Source organism: Prochlorococcus marinus str. NATL2A (assembly GCF_000012465.1).
In the GTDB taxonomy this organism is placed as follows: Bacteria; Cyanobacteriota; Cyanobacteriia; order PCC-6307; family Cyanobiaceae; genus Prochlorococcus_B; species Prochlorococcus_B marinus_B.
In genome coordinates this window covers 223,668-240,141 of record NC_007335.2, presented here as the reverse complement: position 1 = coordinate 240,141, position 16,474 = coordinate 223,668, and the positions used below count along the sequence as shown (strand labels likewise).

General features: G+C 35.5%; 15 protein-coding genes. 11 read left to right on the top strand and 4 right to left on the bottom strand.

Annotated elements, in window-relative coordinates:
- The first annotated feature begins 78 nt into the window (after window positions 1-78).
- From rplJ to PMN2A_RS01220, 5 genes are all read left to right on the top strand, one after another.
- The gene (rplJ, locus tag PMN2A_RS01240) at window positions 79-606 is read left to right on the top strand and encodes a 50S ribosomal protein L10 (protein ID WP_011294202.1); all 528 of its coding nucleotides are present in this window, start codon (window positions 79-81) and stop codon (window positions 604-606) included.
- Between the two features lie 52 nt (window positions 607-658).
- The gene (gene rplL, locus PMN2A_RS01235) at window positions 659-1,054 is read left to right on the top strand and encodes a 50S ribosomal protein L7/L12 (RefSeq protein WP_011294201.1); all 396 of its coding nucleotides are present in this window, start codon (window positions 659-661) and stop codon (window positions 1,052-1,054) included.
- A gap of 67 nt (window positions 1,055-1,121) precedes the next feature.
- The gene (locus PMN2A_RS01230; protein ID WP_011294200.1) at window positions 1,122-1,607 is read left to right on the top strand and encodes a ribonuclease H family protein; all 486 of its coding nucleotides are present in this window, start codon (window positions 1,122-1,124) and stop codon (window positions 1,605-1,607) included.
- The gene (locus tag PMN2A_RS01225; RefSeq protein ID WP_011294199.1) at window positions 1,594-2,751 is read left to right on the top strand and encodes a quinone-dependent dihydroorotate dehydrogenase; all 1,158 of its coding nucleotides are present in this window, start codon (window positions 1,594-1,596) and stop codon (window positions 2,749-2,751) included. Before PMN2A_RS01230 ends, PMN2A_RS01225 begins: the two co-directional genes overlap by 14 nt.
- A gap of 81 nt (window positions 2,752-2,832) precedes the next feature.
- Window positions 2,833-3,915: a pyridoxal phosphate-dependent aminotransferase gene (locus PMN2A_RS01220; protein ID WP_011294198.1), complete on the top strand. Its 1,083-nt coding sequence runs from the start codon at window positions 2,833-2,835 to the stop codon at window positions 3,913-3,915.
- Here the strand turns inward: PMN2A_RS01220 and murG are convergent.
- A complete protein-coding gene (murG, locus tag PMN2A_RS01215; protein ID WP_011294197.1) occupies window positions 3,908-4,966 on the bottom strand; it encodes an undecaprenyldiphospho-muramoylpentapeptide beta-N-acetylglucosaminyltransferase in 1,059 nt (352 codons plus the stop codon). The two genes, PMN2A_RS01220 and murG, sit on opposite strands and share 8 nt — an antisense overlap.
- 109 nt (window positions 4,967-5,075) lie before the next feature.
- Between murG and PMN2A_RS01210 the strand changes: the two genes are divergently transcribed.
- Window positions 5,076-5,741: a hypothetical protein gene (locus PMN2A_RS01210; RefSeq protein WP_225866314.1), complete on the top strand. Its 666-nt coding sequence runs from the start codon at window positions 5,076-5,078 to the stop codon at window positions 5,739-5,741.
- 38 nt (window positions 5,742-5,779) lie between these two features.
- Here the strand turns inward: PMN2A_RS01210 and PMN2A_RS01205 are convergent, their stop codons facing one another.
- Complete coding sequence (locus PMN2A_RS01205) at window positions 5,780-6,985, bottom strand: phosphoglycerate kinase (RefSeq protein WP_011294195.1); 1,206 nt, start codon at window positions 6,983-6,985, stop codon at window positions 5,780-5,782.
- A gap of 482 nt (window positions 6,986-7,467) precedes the next feature.
- Here PMN2A_RS01205 and ylqF point away from each other — a divergent pair, with 482 nt between their 5' ends.
- Both ylqF and PMN2A_RS01195 read left to right on the top strand, forming a co-directional pair.
- Window positions 7,468-8,331, top strand: coding sequence for a ribosome biogenesis GTPase YlqF (gene ylqF, locus PMN2A_RS01200; protein WP_011294194.1), 864 nt, complete (start codon window positions 7,468-7,470; stop codon window positions 8,329-8,331).
- Window positions 8,331-9,311: an RluA family pseudouridine synthase gene (locus tag PMN2A_RS01195; protein WP_011294193.1), complete on the top strand. Its 981-nt coding sequence runs from the start codon at window positions 8,331-8,333 to the stop codon at window positions 9,309-9,311. The genes ylqF and PMN2A_RS01195 overlap by 1 nt, the downstream gene beginning before the upstream one ends.
- Here the strand turns inward: PMN2A_RS01195 and PMN2A_RS01190 are convergent.
- Entirely contained in the window at window positions 9,295-10,899 is a 1,605-nt protein-coding gene (locus tag PMN2A_RS01190) for an ABC transporter ATP-binding protein (protein ID WP_011294192.1), read from the bottom strand. The two genes, PMN2A_RS01195 and PMN2A_RS01190, sit on opposite strands and share 17 nt — an antisense overlap.
- 55 nt (window positions 10,900-10,954) lie before the next feature.
- Here PMN2A_RS01190 and PMN2A_RS01185 point away from each other — a divergent pair, with 55 nt between their 5' ends.
- Window positions 10,955-13,282 carry a RelA/SpoT family protein gene (locus tag PMN2A_RS01185; protein ID WP_011294191.1) on the top strand — a complete coding sequence of 776 codons (2,328 nt, stop codon included), beginning with the start codon at window positions 10,955-10,957 and terminating at the stop codon, window positions 13,280-13,282.
- A gap of 60 nt (window positions 13,283-13,342) precedes the next feature.
- Here PMN2A_RS01185 and PMN2A_RS01180 read toward each other — a convergent pair whose 3' ends face one another.
- The gene (locus PMN2A_RS01180; protein ID WP_011294190.1) at window positions 13,343-13,798 is read right to left on the bottom strand and encodes a DUF2062 domain-containing protein; all 456 of its coding nucleotides are present in this window, start codon (window positions 13,796-13,798) and stop codon (window positions 13,343-13,345) included.
- A gap of 70 nt (window positions 13,799-13,868) precedes the next feature.
- On the opposite strand from PMN2A_RS01180, the gene mnmE reads away from it, so the two are divergent.
- Together mnmE and nadC are read left to right on the top strand one after the other, a co-directional pair.
- Complete coding sequence (gene mnmE / locus PMN2A_RS01175; RefSeq protein ID WP_011294189.1) at window positions 13,869-15,263, top strand: tRNA uridine-5-carboxymethylaminomethyl(34) synthesis GTPase MnmE; 1,395 nt, start codon at window positions 13,869-13,871, stop codon at window positions 15,261-15,263.
- Between the two features lie 299 nt (window positions 15,264-15,562).
- Window positions 15,563-16,426, top strand: coding sequence for a carboxylating nicotinate-nucleotide diphosphorylase (gene nadC, locus PMN2A_RS01170; protein WP_011294188.1), 864 nt, complete (start codon window positions 15,563-15,565; stop codon window positions 16,424-16,426).
- The last annotated feature ends 48 nt before the right edge of the window (window positions 16,427-16,474 follow it).

Genomic DNA, 16,474 nt, shown 5'->3' with positions numbered 1-16,474 from the left:
TGAATCGTTAGCGGCCTCGATTCCTATAAGGGAATATGGCCGCATGTCCAGTTCTTCCCCCGATTCGATCCAATTATTATGGGCCGCACGCTGGAAAGCAAAAAGCAGATCGTCAAAAAAATAGAGGATCTATTAGACAATTCCGAAATGGCATTAGTTCTTGATTACAAGGGCTTATCCACAAAAGAGATGTCTGACTTGCGCTCAAGATTGCAACAAAGCGATGGTGTATGCAAGGTCACTAAAAACACCTTGATGCGTCAAGCCATAAAAGGAAAAAATTCCTGGACTGGTTTGGATTCATTGCTTACTGGAACCAACGCCTTTGTTTTAATCAAAGGAGATGTTGGCAGTGCTGTTAAAGCTGTACAAGCATTTCAAAAGGAAACTCAAAAGTCTGAGACTAAAGGAGGTCTTTTCGAAGGCAAACTTTTATCTCAAGATGAAATCAAAGCGATTGCAAAACTTCCTAGCAAGGAAGCACTTATGGGACAAATTGCTGGTGCATTGAATTCCATAACAAGCAAAATCGCTATTGGTATCAACGAGGTTCCTTCTGGACTTGCAAGGTCTCTTAAACAACATTCTGAAAACGGCGAGAGCTGAGCCTCCTTTTTTAACAATTTGTTTTCTACTTACTTAGTTGCTGATTTAAACCATGTCTGCAAAAACCGATGAAATCTTAGATTCATTAAAAAGTCTCTCTTTACTTGAAGCCTCAGAGCTTGTTAAGCAAATAGAAGAAGCTTTTGGTGTATCTGCTGCCGCATCTGCCGGCGTTGTCATGGCCGCTCCAGGAGCTGCTGCTGGTGGCGATGGTGCTGATGCTGCTGAAGAAAAAACTGAATTTGAGGTTGTTTTAGAAAGCTTTGAAGCTTCATCTAAAATCAAAGTCCTTAAAGAAGTTCGCAATGCCACAGGTTTAGGCCTTGGCGAAGCAAAAGCCTTAGTTGAAGCTGCTCCAAAAACAATAAAAGAAGGAGCAACAAAAGAAGATGCTGAGGCTTTAAAGAAAGCAATTGAGGCTGTTGGCGGAAAAGTAACTTTAAAATAAATATCGTTACTGGAAAAACACCTGTTTTCTGCTTATATAAAACCGGTCTATTCAGACCGGTTTTTTTATGTCTAAAGAAGAAAAATTAGCGATTGCTGCAGCAACCGATGGTGCATGCAGTGGTAATCCTGGTCCGGGTGGCTGGGGAGCATTAATCAGATTCCAGGATGGAAGCGAGATTGAATTCGGTGGGAACTCCCCCGAGACAACGAATAATCGCATGGAATTACAGGCTGCATTATTTATTCTAGAAAAATTAAAAAACATAAAATTTGCCCCTTCACTAACTATTAAAACTGATAGCAAATATTTAATTGATGGAATGGACAAATGGATGCCAAATTGGAAAAAGAAAGGCTGGAAAACTGCCTCTGGCAAACCAGTTCTCAATCAAGATTTGTGGAAAGCTCTTGACCATCCTGAACTACCAAAAATCAAACTTCAATATGTCAAAGGTCATAGCGGAGAAAAGGATAATGACAGAGTCGATGCAATTGCGGTAGCTTTTTCTAAAGGTAGGAAAATACAACTTAAAGATTTTGCCAACAACTAAAAAAAACGACTTATACAACATTCTCCTCGGTCAGCTTCTATCTCAAGACGAGGGTATTGATGCAGAAATACTTACTAATTCTGCCCTTAATGCAATTAAATTCGCATCATTAAATAGAAACTTTCCATTAATTTCTAATATCCTTTTAAAAGCATCAAGTGATTTTCAAAGAAACAATTCAAGCTTAAATCAAATTGTTTTTGGCTCTCACTTTAAAAATCCTGTGGGACTTGCTGCTGGATTTGACAAGAATGGCGTAGGAGCAGGCCTTTGGAATTATTTTGGATTTGGTTTCGCCGAATTGGGAACTATTACTTGGCATGCCCAAGAAGGCAATCCAAAACCTAGACTTTTCAGAATTGCAAAAGAGAAAGCTGCGCTGAATCGAATGGGATTCAATAACCAAGGAGCAGAGAATTTTTTAAAAACAATAGAAAAACAGAAAATCCTTGCACCAGGGAATAGACCTTGTGTCCTAGGAATAAATTTAGGAAAGTCAAAAATCACTCCACTCGATGAAGCCCATAAAGACTATTCTTTATCTCTAAAACTATTGGCTCCTTTATCAGACTATGCAGTAATTAATGTTAGTTCACCTAATACCCCAGGCCTTCGTTCATTACAAGGAACAAAACAAATAAAAAAATTAATAAGCACGCTTAAAGATTTACCCAATTGTCCTCCTTTGCTTGTAAAAATTGCCCCAGATCTTTCCAATGAAGCAATTGATGAAATTGCAAGAGTTGCGATGGAAAACGGCATCGATGGAATTATTGCAATCAATACAAGCTTAGATCGATTTGATTTAAAAAATCTGAAAATCAAAACTGGCAATACTCTAGGACAAGAAAATGGTGGATTAAGTGGTCTACCCTTACAAAAAAGAGGACTAGATGTTATTCGGAGACTAAGAAGAAGTACTGATAATGATTTGCCTCTGATTGGTGTGGGTGGAATTCATTCAGCAAGAGCGGCATGGGAAAGAATTACAGCTGGTGCATCACTGGTTCAGATTTATACTGGGTGGATATTTGAGGGACCAAATTTAGTTCCAGACATACTAGATGGATTAATCCAGCAAATGGAAAAACATGGATTCCGAAATATTAAAGAGGCCATCGGTTCCGAAGAACCCTGGAAGTAAAATACAAAAGGAATTAAATAAATTTTTATGATTATTTTTATGATTATATTTTAAACTAAGACTAAGATTGTCTCAAATATAATGAACATAAATTTTGAAAATCATGGAGGTAATATTGAAAAGGAAGCAAGACAATTAGGACTATCTACAGAAAATATAATCGATGCAAGTGCATCAATAGTACCTTTTAAGTTACCTAAAAAATTAAATAATTATCTTATTAATAGTATAAAAAATAGGTCTATAAGATCTTATCCCGATAGCAGTTATTTTGAAGTGAGAAATGCTATTTCAAAATGGCATAATATTGAGCCATCAATGATTTTACCTGGCAATGGAGCCTCTGAATTATTTACGTGGGCAGCAAGAGATGCAAGTTTAAATGGAATAAGTTCTTTACCCTCTCCTGGTTTTGGAGATTATCAAAGAGCTTTAAAATGCTGGAATGCTACTTATGTTCATAATCCTTTACCCTTATCTTGGACAAATAACAATCCTCAATCATTCCCAATTGAACCAAAAGCAAATGTCTTGTGGATTACCAATCCACATAATCCAACTGGTCAATTATGGAGTCGTTCTTCAATAGAAAATTTACTAGCAAATTACAAACTTGTAATTTGCGATGAAGCATTTATTTCTCTTGTCCCTGGAGGTGAAAGTCAATCAATTATAGATTTAACAAATATATATAAGAACCTAATAGTAATAAGAAGTTTAACTAAATTCCTTGGTATTGCTGGATTAAGGGTTGGATATGCCGTGACAAACTCAGATAGATTATTAAAATGGAAAGAGATAAGAGATCCATGGCCTGTAAATACGCTAGCTATCAATGCAACTAAGATGATCATGAAAGATTCTAAAATGCATAAAAAAAGATTAAATAAGATCCATAGATGGGTAGAAAAAGAAGGGAAATGGCTATATCAAAGTTTGTCAAGTTTCTCTACTATTAAGCCTCTACCCTCAACTACGAACTTTCAATTAATAAAAAGTGAGAGCTCTATATTAAATCTTCTTGAGAATTTAAAAAAAAGAGGAATTTTATTACGAGACTGTAGATCATTTATAAACTTAGATGAAAAATGGTTCAGAATCAGTCTTCTAAAAAGAGAACAAAATATTCAAATTATTAATACACTAAAAGATTATATTAACTAATAGAATGTATTATTTCGAATATCTTTTTTTCAGGATATGAATAATCATGATTATTCATATTTAATTTCATTTCCCTAAGAGAATTAGAATCCAATAAATTCGACACAATATTCTTCAATATGTTTTTTTCTGGGTCATGTTGATTAACTATTATAGCCCCTCCAAATCTGGCCATATAAGCAGCATTAAGCTCTTGATGTTGATCGGTAGAGCTTGGAAAAGGTATTAAAATTGAAGGGGTCTTGGTTACCATTAATTCACAAATCGCACCAGCGCCTGACCTGCTAATTGCAAGATCAGCGTTTCGAAGCAAGGCAGGTATTTCATCACTGAAGTCTCTTACAACCAAATTAGGGTGATTTTTTTCTTGATCTCGATTTCTATAAAAGCAGTCGTTTTTACCAGTCAAGTGAACAACTCTACAACCCTTCTCAATCAAGCAAGGTAAAATCTTCCTTACCATCTCATTCATTTTTATTGCTCCTTGACTACCTCCCATTACCACAATCAATACGCCCTCTCCCAGAGGGACCCAACTTGGCAGAGACTTTTCTAATAAAAATTCTGTCCTTACAGGTGTTCCTGTAAAGCTTGTTCTACATCTTTGCAAATACTCAGATGCTGATGGAATTCCTAAAGCTACATGATCACAAAACCTACCCAACAGCCTAGTTACTTTGCCAGGAATCGCATTAGATTCATGCAGTAAAACTGGGATGCCAGCCATTTTTGCACCGAGAATACTAGGAGCAGATATATAGCCACCAGTGGTGAAAATAACATTAATTTTTTTTTGACGTAATAAGACAGAGACTTGAACAGACGCAAAGAGTAATTTACATAAATTAAACAGTTTTCTAAAACTATTTCCTTGTAATCCTCCAACTTTTAACTTAATTAAATTGTATTTTTCTGGAACTAGTTCAACCTCAAGCCTATGTGGTACACCTAGCCAAACTATTTCCCAAGAATTTGAAAGTGAATCGGCGAAAGATAATGCAGGATAAATGTGCCCACCCGTTCCGCTTGCAGCAATTAAAAGGCGAGGCATAAATTAAATAACCCTATCTTTTTAGGCTAAGTTATATTGAGTAAAAAAGGTAGGCGTGAGGCATTCACTGACAACCAAATTAATAGGTTTTTTATTTCTATATCCACTATTGATCAATTCTGCTTTAAGCAAAAATATAAATAATCAGTTGTTAAGCAATCAATTAGAGCAAATCCTCAACGAGCGCAAGGATGATTTAGTGAAAGACCTCTTTTCAAAACAATCATTCTATAAATTTAATAAACAGTCTTTAGCTTTTAGAAACAAATACAAAGATTCCAAATGGTCAATTAAAATAACTAGAAATGATCCAAAAAAATCACTACTAGATGTAAAAATTAAATCTACCAGAACAATTGGGAATCAAACTTATAATTTATACACGAAACAAACTGTTGAAATTGAAACTTACAAAAATAAAATCAAAAGTTATCAAGTTATCGATGAAGAGTCAATTCTTAATAGTCAACAATCTCCCTTAATTGTAAAAATAATTTCTCCTGATAAAGTTCTTACTGGTGAACGATATGAAATAAATTTAATCATTGAAAGACCACTAGATAATTTATTAACAGCTAGTGGAATGATTGTACTTAAAAATAATGAGAAAATGATTCTATCGAATGATCTTTTTGGGATTAAGCCTAATCAATCGGGTGGTCTATTTAAATATATCCAAGCACCATCAGAACCTGGCTCTCAAACTATTTCAGCAATAATTACTCATCCAGAAGGGATTTATTCCTTTACAAAAAAAATAAAAGTAGGTTTATAAAACCTACTTTTAATAATTAGCAAATTATATTTAAATTATCAAGCATCATCTAGAGCAGAAACTCCAGGAAGAACTTTCCCTTCCAAAAGTTCTAGGCTTGCACCACCTCCAGTCGAGATATGAGACATTTTTTTCGCTAAACCTGCTTTCTCAACTGCTGCCACTGAATCTCCACCTCCAATAATTGTGCAACATCCTTGAGCACTTAATTCAGCCAAAGTATTTGCTATAGCATTTGTTCCGTTTGCAAATTTCTCAAATTCAAAGACACCCATCGGTCCATTCCAAATGACCGTTTTGCAATCTTTAAGAGCATTCTGAAAAAGTTCAACTGATTCTGAACCAATATCCAATCCCATCCAACCTTCGCTAATAGCATCTACTTTTGAAAGTTTACTATTTGCATCAGGAGAAAAATTATCAGCCAACACAACATCAGTTGGCAAAAGAAACTCAACTCCTTTCTCTTGGGCTTTCTTCTCCAAAGCACTAGCTAATTCTAGCTTATCTTCTTCTACAAGACTATTACCAACCGATAATCCTCTAGCCTTATAAAAAGTAAATATCATCCCTCCACCAACAATTATCTTGTCGCATTTATCAATTAAAGATTCCAAGACACCTATCTTACTGCTAACTTTTGAACCTCCAACTATCGCTGCTAGGGGACTTTGAGGTTGATCGATAGCTCCTTGAAGGTACTTCAGTTCTTTTTCCATTAAATAGCCGGCCACGCAAGGACTTAAGAACTTTGTAACTCCTTCAGTTGAAGCATGCGCACGATGGGCGGCTCCAAAAGCATCATTAACATAAACTTCTGCCAGAGAAGCTAATTCTTTTGCAAATTCAGTATCGTTTTTTTCTTCACCAGAAATAAATCGAACATTTTCCAAAAGGACAACATCGCCATTAGACATAGCATCAACTTTTGACTTGGCTTCTGCTCCTATGCAACTTTCAGTCTTTACAACTGTTTTTCCAAGCAACTCACTAAGTCTTTGAGCAACAGCAGTCAAACGCATTGTTTCATTGACCTGTCCCTTTGGCCTCCCAAAATGAGCAGAAAGAATGACTCTTGCACTCTTATCCAAGAGGTCATTAATAGTTGGTAAAGCAGCACGAATTCTTGTGTCATCAGTTATTAGCCCCTCATCTCCTAATGGGACATTAAAATCAACTCTCACTAAAACACGTTTGCCGCATAAGTCTTCAGCGCCGAGACTTGACAGGGAACGCTTAGACATAATGTATGGGATTCAGAAAGTAAACTGCGTGACCATAGCTCTTTAAAGGCACCTATTGGGTAATTACTAAGACATAGAAAAAATCTACCTAACCCCTTGAGAACCTAAAAACTGGTTTCTAACTATTAAAAATCTATAGTTTAAATAATTAATAACCCCTCAAACTGCCTACTCTAACTGCGAAAAACAAACTTTCGATATGAAGTTAGAGATCTAATTTTTTTTTGAACTTGCCATATCAGAAAGTTTTTTTCATCGGCATGTTATTAATGATTGTAATTCTATCAATCTTGATTGATCAATAAAATTTAAGTCTCGTCGGGATATTATGAATAATTCAATTATTATTATCAACTTATTTAATCTTTTCAGATGATAAATTGAACTTAGGACTTTGAAAACTACACTTCCAAAATAAATCAAAAATCAACTTTTACAATTTTTAGATTAATCAATTTCAACCAAATTATTTTTAAAATTCCGTGAACAAGCAAATAATACAATGGTATCCAGGGCATATTGCTAAAGCAGAAAAACAATTAAAAGAGAATCTGAGTAAAGTTGATCTAGTTTTCGAAGTGCGAGACGCAAGAATACCCCTTGCCACTTCTCATCCATATCTCCAAAAATGGTTAAAAGGAAAGAAGCAAATATTAGTTCTTAATAGAAAAGACATGATCAATGTCGAAGCCTATCAAGCATGGGATAAAAAATTAAGATCTGAGGGGAAAGTACCATGGTGGTGTGATGCAAAAGCTGGAACAGGCGTTCTCCAAATTAAACATGCCGCTATTCGTGCTGGGCAAGAGTTAAATCAAAGACGTCTTGACCGAGGAATGAAAAATCGTGCAATTAGAGTTCTAACTCTTGGTTTTCCAAATGTAGGAAAATCTGCTCTTATTAACAGACTAGTTAAAAAAAAGGTTGTATCTAGCTCAAGAAAACCAGGCGTCACGAGAAGTTTGAGATGGGTAAGGTTGGGACAAGATCTTGATCTATTAGATGCTCCTGGCGTTCTACCGCCTAGATTCGAAGATCAAAATGCCGCATTAAAACTGGCTATTTGTGATGATATTGGTCAAGCCGCATACGATACTGAACAGGTAGCCATTAGCTTCATGAAACTTCTTGAGACATTAGAAAACATCCAAGAAGCGGGTATCAAGTCAATGTGTCTTCAAAATAGATATGGAATATTTGTCAATGAAACAATTAAAGACAAATATTCATGGCTACTTTCAGCAGCAGAACGTCACACTTCCGGAGATACTCAAAGAATGTCTCAAAGATTACTTGATGATTTTCGCAAAAATTTGCTGGGAAATATCTCTCTTGAACTCCCCTAATGGATAAAGAAATCAAGCATGGATTTGGGCAGGGCCCAGGTGAATTATTTGAGGGCGAATATAAGAAACCTTTGCCAATGCGGCTTGATAGATGGCTGGTAAGTCAACGAGCTGAACAAAGTAGAGCTCATATTCAGAAATTCATTGAAGCGGGGTTCGCAAGAGTAAATGGTAAAACTGGAAAAGCAAAAACTCCCGTTAGGCCAGGTGACATAATTCAACTTTGGGTTCCACCACCTGAGCCTCTTCCTTACTTAAAGCCAGAAGAAATTGATTTAGATATTTTGTATGAAGATGATCATTTAATAGTCATTAACAAAACAGCAGGAATAGCGGTTCATCCTGCACCAGGTAATAAATCAGGAACATTAGTTAATGGATTAATCCATCATTGCCCAGACTTACCTGGCATTGGAGGTAAATTAAGACCTGGAATCGTTCATCGCTTAGATAAAGACACAACTGGATGCATTGTGGTAGCAAAGACTCAAGAAGCCTTAGTTAAACTGCAAATTCAAATACAAAAGAGAGTAGCCTCAAGAAATTATATTGCTGTTGTTCATGGAGCTATTAAAAACAATGAAGGCATGATTGTCGGGAGTATTGGCCGACATCCAAAAGATAGAAAAAAATATGCTGTAGTTGATGAGGAATCTGGTAGATATGCTTGTACACATTGGAAATTAATTAAAAATCTAGGAAATTTTTCTCTTCTTAAATTCAAGCTTGATACAGGTAGAACGCATCAAATTCGTGTCCATAGCGCACACATCGGTCATCCCATTATTGGAGACCAAACTTATAGTAGATGTAAAAAATTACCTATTAAACTTGGTGGCCAAGCATTACATGCAATTGAATTGGGTTTAATACACCCAATAACATTAGAAAAAATGAAATTCACAGCTCCATTGCCTGAAGACTTTGAACGACTTTTAAAAGTTTTACAACCTAAAAATAATATTAATCCGGAAGTCTAGGACATGCCTTAACCATCTTTTTTGTTAAGTATTTTTGAGGATAATTTAACAAATTTTTACCAACATTTTCTTCGATAATTTTTCCTTTATCTAACACTAATACTCTGTGACAAAAGCCTGCTGCAACAGATAAATCATGAGTTATGAACAACATAGAAAGTTTCAATTTTTCTTGCAAAGAGCGTAGCAACTCTAAGACTTCTGCTTGAATTTCTGCATCTAACATACTGACACTTTCATCACAGATAAGTATTTTGGGACTAAGTGCAAGTGCTCTTGCAATAGCTACTCTTTGCTGTTGTCCTCCTGAAAGTTGAGAAGGTAAGCGTTGTTCATACATTGCTGTGGGCGCTAAACCGACTAGGTCTAAAAGATTACGAGCTTTTTCTCTGGCTTGAGATCGACTTAACAATTTATGGATAAGAATTGGATCTATAATTGCATCCATTACTGACATTTTAGGGTTCAAAGAAGCAGAAGGATCTTGAAAAATAATTTGAATATATTTACGTAATTGTTTTAAAGATTTCCTATTGATAATTGAAATATTCTTTCCAAGAAAAAGAACACTTCCACCTCTTGTAGGTAATAAACCAGTCAACGCTCTACAGAGAGTACTCTTTCCACATCCTGATGGGCCTACGATACCAAGGGTTTCACCTTCATACAGAGAAAAGGTAACTTCATTAACAGCTTTCAACCAAAAAGAATTGAAGGGCCAAAAGCCTAAATCATGCCAGCAACGTAATCTATTTACGCTCAATAGTACAGTACTTTTATTAATTACTTCTCTCTCTGACCCCTCTAAGAACCTCCCTGAATTCACTAATCTTTGCGCAATATTAGTTTTAGGATCACCAATTATCTGCTTAATATTTCCAGATTCTACTATTTTTCCACAATCAAGTATCGCGATTTTATTACACCATTTATATGCCATAGATAAATCATGACTAATTAATAGTAAAGCAGTCCCAATCTCATCACAAAGTAAACTCAATTCACTCATGATTTGATCAGCAACTATTGTATCTAAGCTAGTAGTAGGTTCATCAGCAATTATCAAAGGAGGTCTTAAACAAATTGCTAAAGCAATGGCTACGCGTTGTTGCATTCCTCCACTAAATTCATGTGGAAAAGAATTAAACCTTAAAGGATCTATTCCAACTTTCTCTAATAAGCTTTTAGCTTTTTTTACTAAGTTATAAATTGGTTCAGAATTATCATGAGCTTTAAAAGTATCAACTATATGACCACCAACAGTCATTAATGGATTTAACCGTGACATTGGATCCTGAAATATCAATCCAACCTCTTTCCCTCGAATAGTTGACAAAGAATCCTCATCTAATTTTAATACATTTTTTCCATTTAAAAAAATCTCCCCATAACAAGTACTTCCATCTGGAAGAAGCTGCATTATGGCCTTAGCAACAGTACTTTTGCCACAACCTGAACTACCAACTAACGCAAGCCTATCCCCACGATTCATCTTCAGATTTAATCCGTTTATTACGTAAGTAGTACTATTTGGATAAATAGCATTAAGTTTATTTATCTTTAAAACTTCTTTTGAGCAATTATTCATAAAAAGGTAGCAAGAAATGTTGAGTTTGAATAAAATAAATTAAGGTTCGGTGCTTATGCCAAAAGTCACCTCTTCACAAAATTCAAACCAGACAAATACGGTCTGTGATCAATTTTTTGATGGCCAGCCACGACTTAGAACTCATCAGATTAAACATATTGATGATTATGAAATTATTTTGCCAGAATGGTTAAAAAATTGCATTGAAAATATCCCACCGGGAATAGGCGCAAGTTGCCCAAGAGATTCTGAAGCACTTTTAGTTGCTGCTTTTGATCTTGCATATCAATTACATAAAGGCCAATTCAGAAAAAGTGGTGAGCCCTACATAACCCATCCAGTTGCTGTAGCTGACTTATTAAGAGAAATTGGTGCAAGTGCTAGTGTAATAGCAGCAGGTTTTTTACATGACGTCGTCGAAGATACAGACATCACACCGGAACAACTCGAGGGTTATTTTGGTAGTGAAGTTAGATATTTAGTTGAAGGTGTTACTAAATTAGGCGGAATCCATTTTAACAATCGGACAGAAGCTCAAGCAGAAAACCTGCGTAAAATGTTTCTAGCTATGTCTAGCGATATTCGAGTTGTACTAGTTAAGCTTGCAGACAGACTTCACAATATGCGCACTATTAGTTACTTAGGAGAAGAAAAGCAAACTCGAATAGCTAGAGAAACAAGAGAAATTTATGCTCCACTCGCTAACCGCCTAGGAATAGGACGCTTAAAATGGGAATTAGAAGACTTAGCATTTAAACTTTTAGAACCCGATCCCTTCCGCGAGATTCAACAACAGATAGCTAGTAAGCGTAGTGAAAGGGAGGAGAGATTGAATACAACTGTTCAATTACTGAAAGATCGCTTGAACTCCGCAGGACTTCATCAATGTGAAGTAAGTGGTAGACCAAAGCATTTATATGGCATTTGGAGCAAAATGCAAAGACAAAAAAAAGAGTTTCATGAAATTTTTGATGTCGCTGCTCTAAGAATTATTGTCTCAGATGTCGAGACATGTTATCGAGCTCTTGCTGTTGTACATGATACATTCAGACCAATACCCGGACGCTTCAAGGATTACATAGGCCTTCCTAAACCAAATGGCTATCAGTCCCTGCATACAGCTGTAATTGGCAGGCACAGACCTATTGAAGTACAAATTAGAACTCCAGAAATGCATAGAGTTTCAGAGTTTGGAATTGCAGCTCACTGGAAATATAAGGAAGGAGGATCTCCAGCTAATCCTGATTCAGAAAAATTTAATTGGTTGCGTCAATTAGTTGAATGGCAACAAGAAGATGGTGTTAACGATCATAATGACTACCTAGCATCAATCAAAGAAGATTTATTTGACGAGGAAGTATTCGTTTTCACTCCAAAAGGAGATGTCTTGGGATTAAGGAACGGTTCAACAGCAATCGATTTCGCTTATCGCATTCACTCTGAAGTAGGAAATCATTGCAATGGGGCTAGAATTAATGATCGTCTATGTGTGCTGTCAACACCTCTTGAAAATGGAGATTTTGTAGAAATTCTCACTCATAAGAGTTCTCATCCAAGCTTAGATTGGTTAAATTATGTTGCTACACCCACAGCCAGGAATCGCATTAGGCAATGGTATAAAAAAAGTCATCGTCAAGAAACAATATCAAGAGGGAAGGAATTATTAGAACAAGAATTTGGTCGTAAAGGAATTGACAATTTACTCAAAGGCCATGCGATAACAAAAGTTGCGGAGAGATGTAATCTAAAGTCTACGGAAGATTTATTAGCTGCGCTTGGGTTTGGGGCCTTAACCTTACATCAAGTAATTAATAGATTCAGAGAAGAAATAAAAATACTAAATCAAGTACCTGAGACCGAATTAAGTGATCTCGAGCTAGCAACCCAAATTGGAACACAAGCAAATTTAGCTTCAAACAAATCTAAAGTTTCTCAAACAAAATATTCACCCATAGTTGGACTAGAGGGACTTGACTATCGAATAGGGGGGTGTTGCAGTCCTTTACCAGGAGAAGCAATACTTGGAACAGTTGCGCTTGGCAATCATGGTATCACCATACATCGTACTAATTGTGTCAATATAGAATCAATACCTAATAGCAGAAGACTATCAGTCCAGTGGAATACAAATGCACGTATCAAAGAAGAAAAGTTTCCTATTCAATTAAGGATTGAAGTTATTGACCGAGTAGGTGTACTTAAAGACATATTAATGAGACTTTCTGATAGAGGTATTAATGTAATCGACGCCAGAGTTCAGACTTCACACGGAAAGCCTGAATGCATAGATCTGAAAGTTGAGCTGGAAAGTGTTAATCAATTAGAAATCACTATTAACCAAATTCGTTCAATGGTTGATGTTTTAGATATTGCTAGAACATGATTTAATTAACTTTTTAAATAATCCAAGATTTTTAAAAAGTGATATCTAATATATAAAAATTTACATTTTATGATAAGTTTTTTTGAGCAAGAAATATAGACCAAGTCCTCCAACTATTCCAGCAAAAAGACCCATACATATCGAGCCCATTATCAGCCGAGAACTCAAGTCCCAACCTTGAGACCACAACTCATTAGTAGTTATATGGCCAATATCTACTATATTTTTATTTTTATTGAGTATTAAAGAGCCTAGTCTATAATTAAAATAATAAAGAGGAACATAAGTAAATGGGTTGCTAATCCAGGTCCCAACAGCGGCCAAAATACTATTTCCCTTGAAGATTTTTGCTAAAAACACACCCATCAAGGTTTGCAAACCAAAGAATGGGAAACAACCACTAAATATCCCTACGCCCAACCCTAATGCTCTCTGAGAGGGAGAACCTTCCTGATTCCAGAGCCAAGAGATAAATTTACGAATTCTTTGTATTAGATTTAGAAAGATTTTTTTCATATTTTAAAAAATCTTGGTCCAAAAAGAAAACTAAATTTGATCTTAGTGAAGATTGCGTGATTATTGATTAATGAATTCGTTTTCCCCTACTGAAGATACTATTGCTGCAATTGCAACTGCCGTTTCTCCCGGCCAAGGAAGTATTGCTGCCATTAGGATATCTGGCTCCTCTGCAATTGAGACCAGTAAGAATATTGTTGATGTTCCGGGAATTCAGGATTGGAGCACTCACAAAGTGCTTTACGGTCATGTAACTGAAGAAAATCGAAAAAAATATATTGATGAAGTTTTAATTCTCGTAATGAAAGGGCCGAGAAGCTTTACAGGTGAAGATGTAGTAGAAATTCATTGCCATGGTGGAATCATTCCAGTCCAGAAGATCCTTGAAAGAATACTAGCTTTCCCCAGCGTGCGAAGAGCGGAACCAGGTGAGTTTAGTCAACGAGCAGTGCTTAATGGTCGTCTTAGCCTGACTCAAGCAGAATCAATTAGTGAGCTGGTGTCAGCAAGGAGTCGAAAAGCAGCAGAACTCGCAATTAATGGAATTGAAGGAAATATTCAAACTACGATTCAATCAATTAGAAAACGATTAATAGAGCAACTAACGGAAATTGAAGCAAGAATAGATTTTGAAGAAGATCTACCACTTTTAGATGAAAAACATGTAAAGAATGAAATTGTCGCAATCAAAAAAGATCTTAACGAACTAATTGATAATGCTAAAAGAGGATCTTGGGTTCGTTCTGGATTAAAAGTTGCACTAACTGGGAAGCCTAATGTAGGGAAAAGCTCCTTAATGAATAGGCTTTCCAAACAAGAAAAAGCCATTGTGACTGACCTACCTGGCACTACCAGAGATATTTTGGAAAGTGAGATTATCTTAGAAGGAATACCAGTAACTTTTATTGATACAGCAGGTCTAAGAGACACCAAAGACATCATCGAAAAAATTGGTATTTCTAGAACTAAAAAAACTTTAATTCATGCTGATCTCATTATATTAATCTTTGATTATTCAAGTGGATGGACTAACGAGGATGAATCAATACTAAAACAATTACCTATAAATATTCCACTCTTGATTGTTGGTAACAAATCTGATTTAACGAATGATCAATCTTTTGAAAAAGTTCCAAAATATATATTAAAAAAAGAAAATCTAGTTATTATAAGTGCAAAAACCGGAAATGGAGAAGACGATCTGATTAATTACCTACTAAAAAAATGTGGTTCTTCTCAAACGCATGGATTGGATATTGCTCTAAATGAAAGACAACTTGATCTAGCAAAATCAACGATGAAATCCCTAGAAAACATTAATAAAGTCTTTGACGAAAAGCTACCATGGGATTTCTGGACAATAGATTTAAGACAAGCTATTAATTATTTAGGAGAACTAACAGGAGAGGATTTAACAGAAAGTTTACTTGATAATATATTTTCAAAATTCTGTATTGGTAAGTAATCAAGCAATTTTTATCTACTAGTTATTGTCGATTGTAAAAATATAATATAAGTAATAACAAACCCCTCCAATTAACATCGCCACCATAATATTCACACTATGAACAACATCCACTAGATCTAAACAGACGAGAGTAATTTAATTAAAGCATATAATGCACATATCACAAACAAAAAAATATTAAAAATTTCTATTTTAATTTTTAAGATAAAGATAAGTAGATGAAATTAGAAAATAGAAGAAGATATTTTTTATAATGGTTTTAAGATTGGTATAGTAATAAATGTATTAGTTGTATTGTGGATCTTCGCTCACCCAAGCTACATAAAATATTAGACACATGGATTGAGGAAGATCTCGGCGACGGAGATCTCACAAGATTTGTCCTCAACGACAGAAGTGCATCAGCGCATTGGGTTGCGAAAGAGGACGGGACTTTTTGTGGTGGAGATCTGGTCAAACTTATATTTAGAAAAATTGATCCTAAAGTTGATATTCAACTTCTCATAGAGGATGGTCAGAAGTTTGAAAAGAATCAAAGACTACTAGAATTAAAAGGGTCTTCCTCTTCCTTAGTAGCAGGAGAGCGAGTAAGTCTGAATGTGGCCATGCATCTTTCTGGTATTGCTACATCGACAGCTCTATTGGTAACTAAACTATCAGGATCCAAGGTGAAGTTAGCAGACACCCGTAAAACAACTCCAGGAATAAGAGTATTCGAAAAATATGCCTTTCATTGTGGTGGCGGCATTAATCATAGACTTGGATTAGATGATGCTGCTATGTTGAAAGAAAATCATATTGAATGGTCGCAAGGGATTAGCGAGAGTATCAAAATCTTAAAAAATACTATTCCATGGACAAAAAAAATAATAGTCGAAGCAGAAACTCCCTCCCAAGCGAAAGAAGCTGTAAAAGCAGGTGCTGATGGGGTTTTACTTGACGAGATGTCTATTCAAGCTATAGAGAAATTAGTTCCAGAATTACGTCAACTTTCAAAAAATAGTAAGTCCAAATACGTCTCCCAAAATATTGTTATTGAAGTTTCGGGAATCAATCCCAATAATGTATCAGACTATATTTTTACAGGTATTGATCTAATCTCAACTAGTGCGCCAATTACTAAAAGCAAATGGATAGATTTCAGTATGCGCTTTGACTAAAAAATGAATAAACAGTTTTCTAACAACCTCTAAAAATCTTAAAAGTAA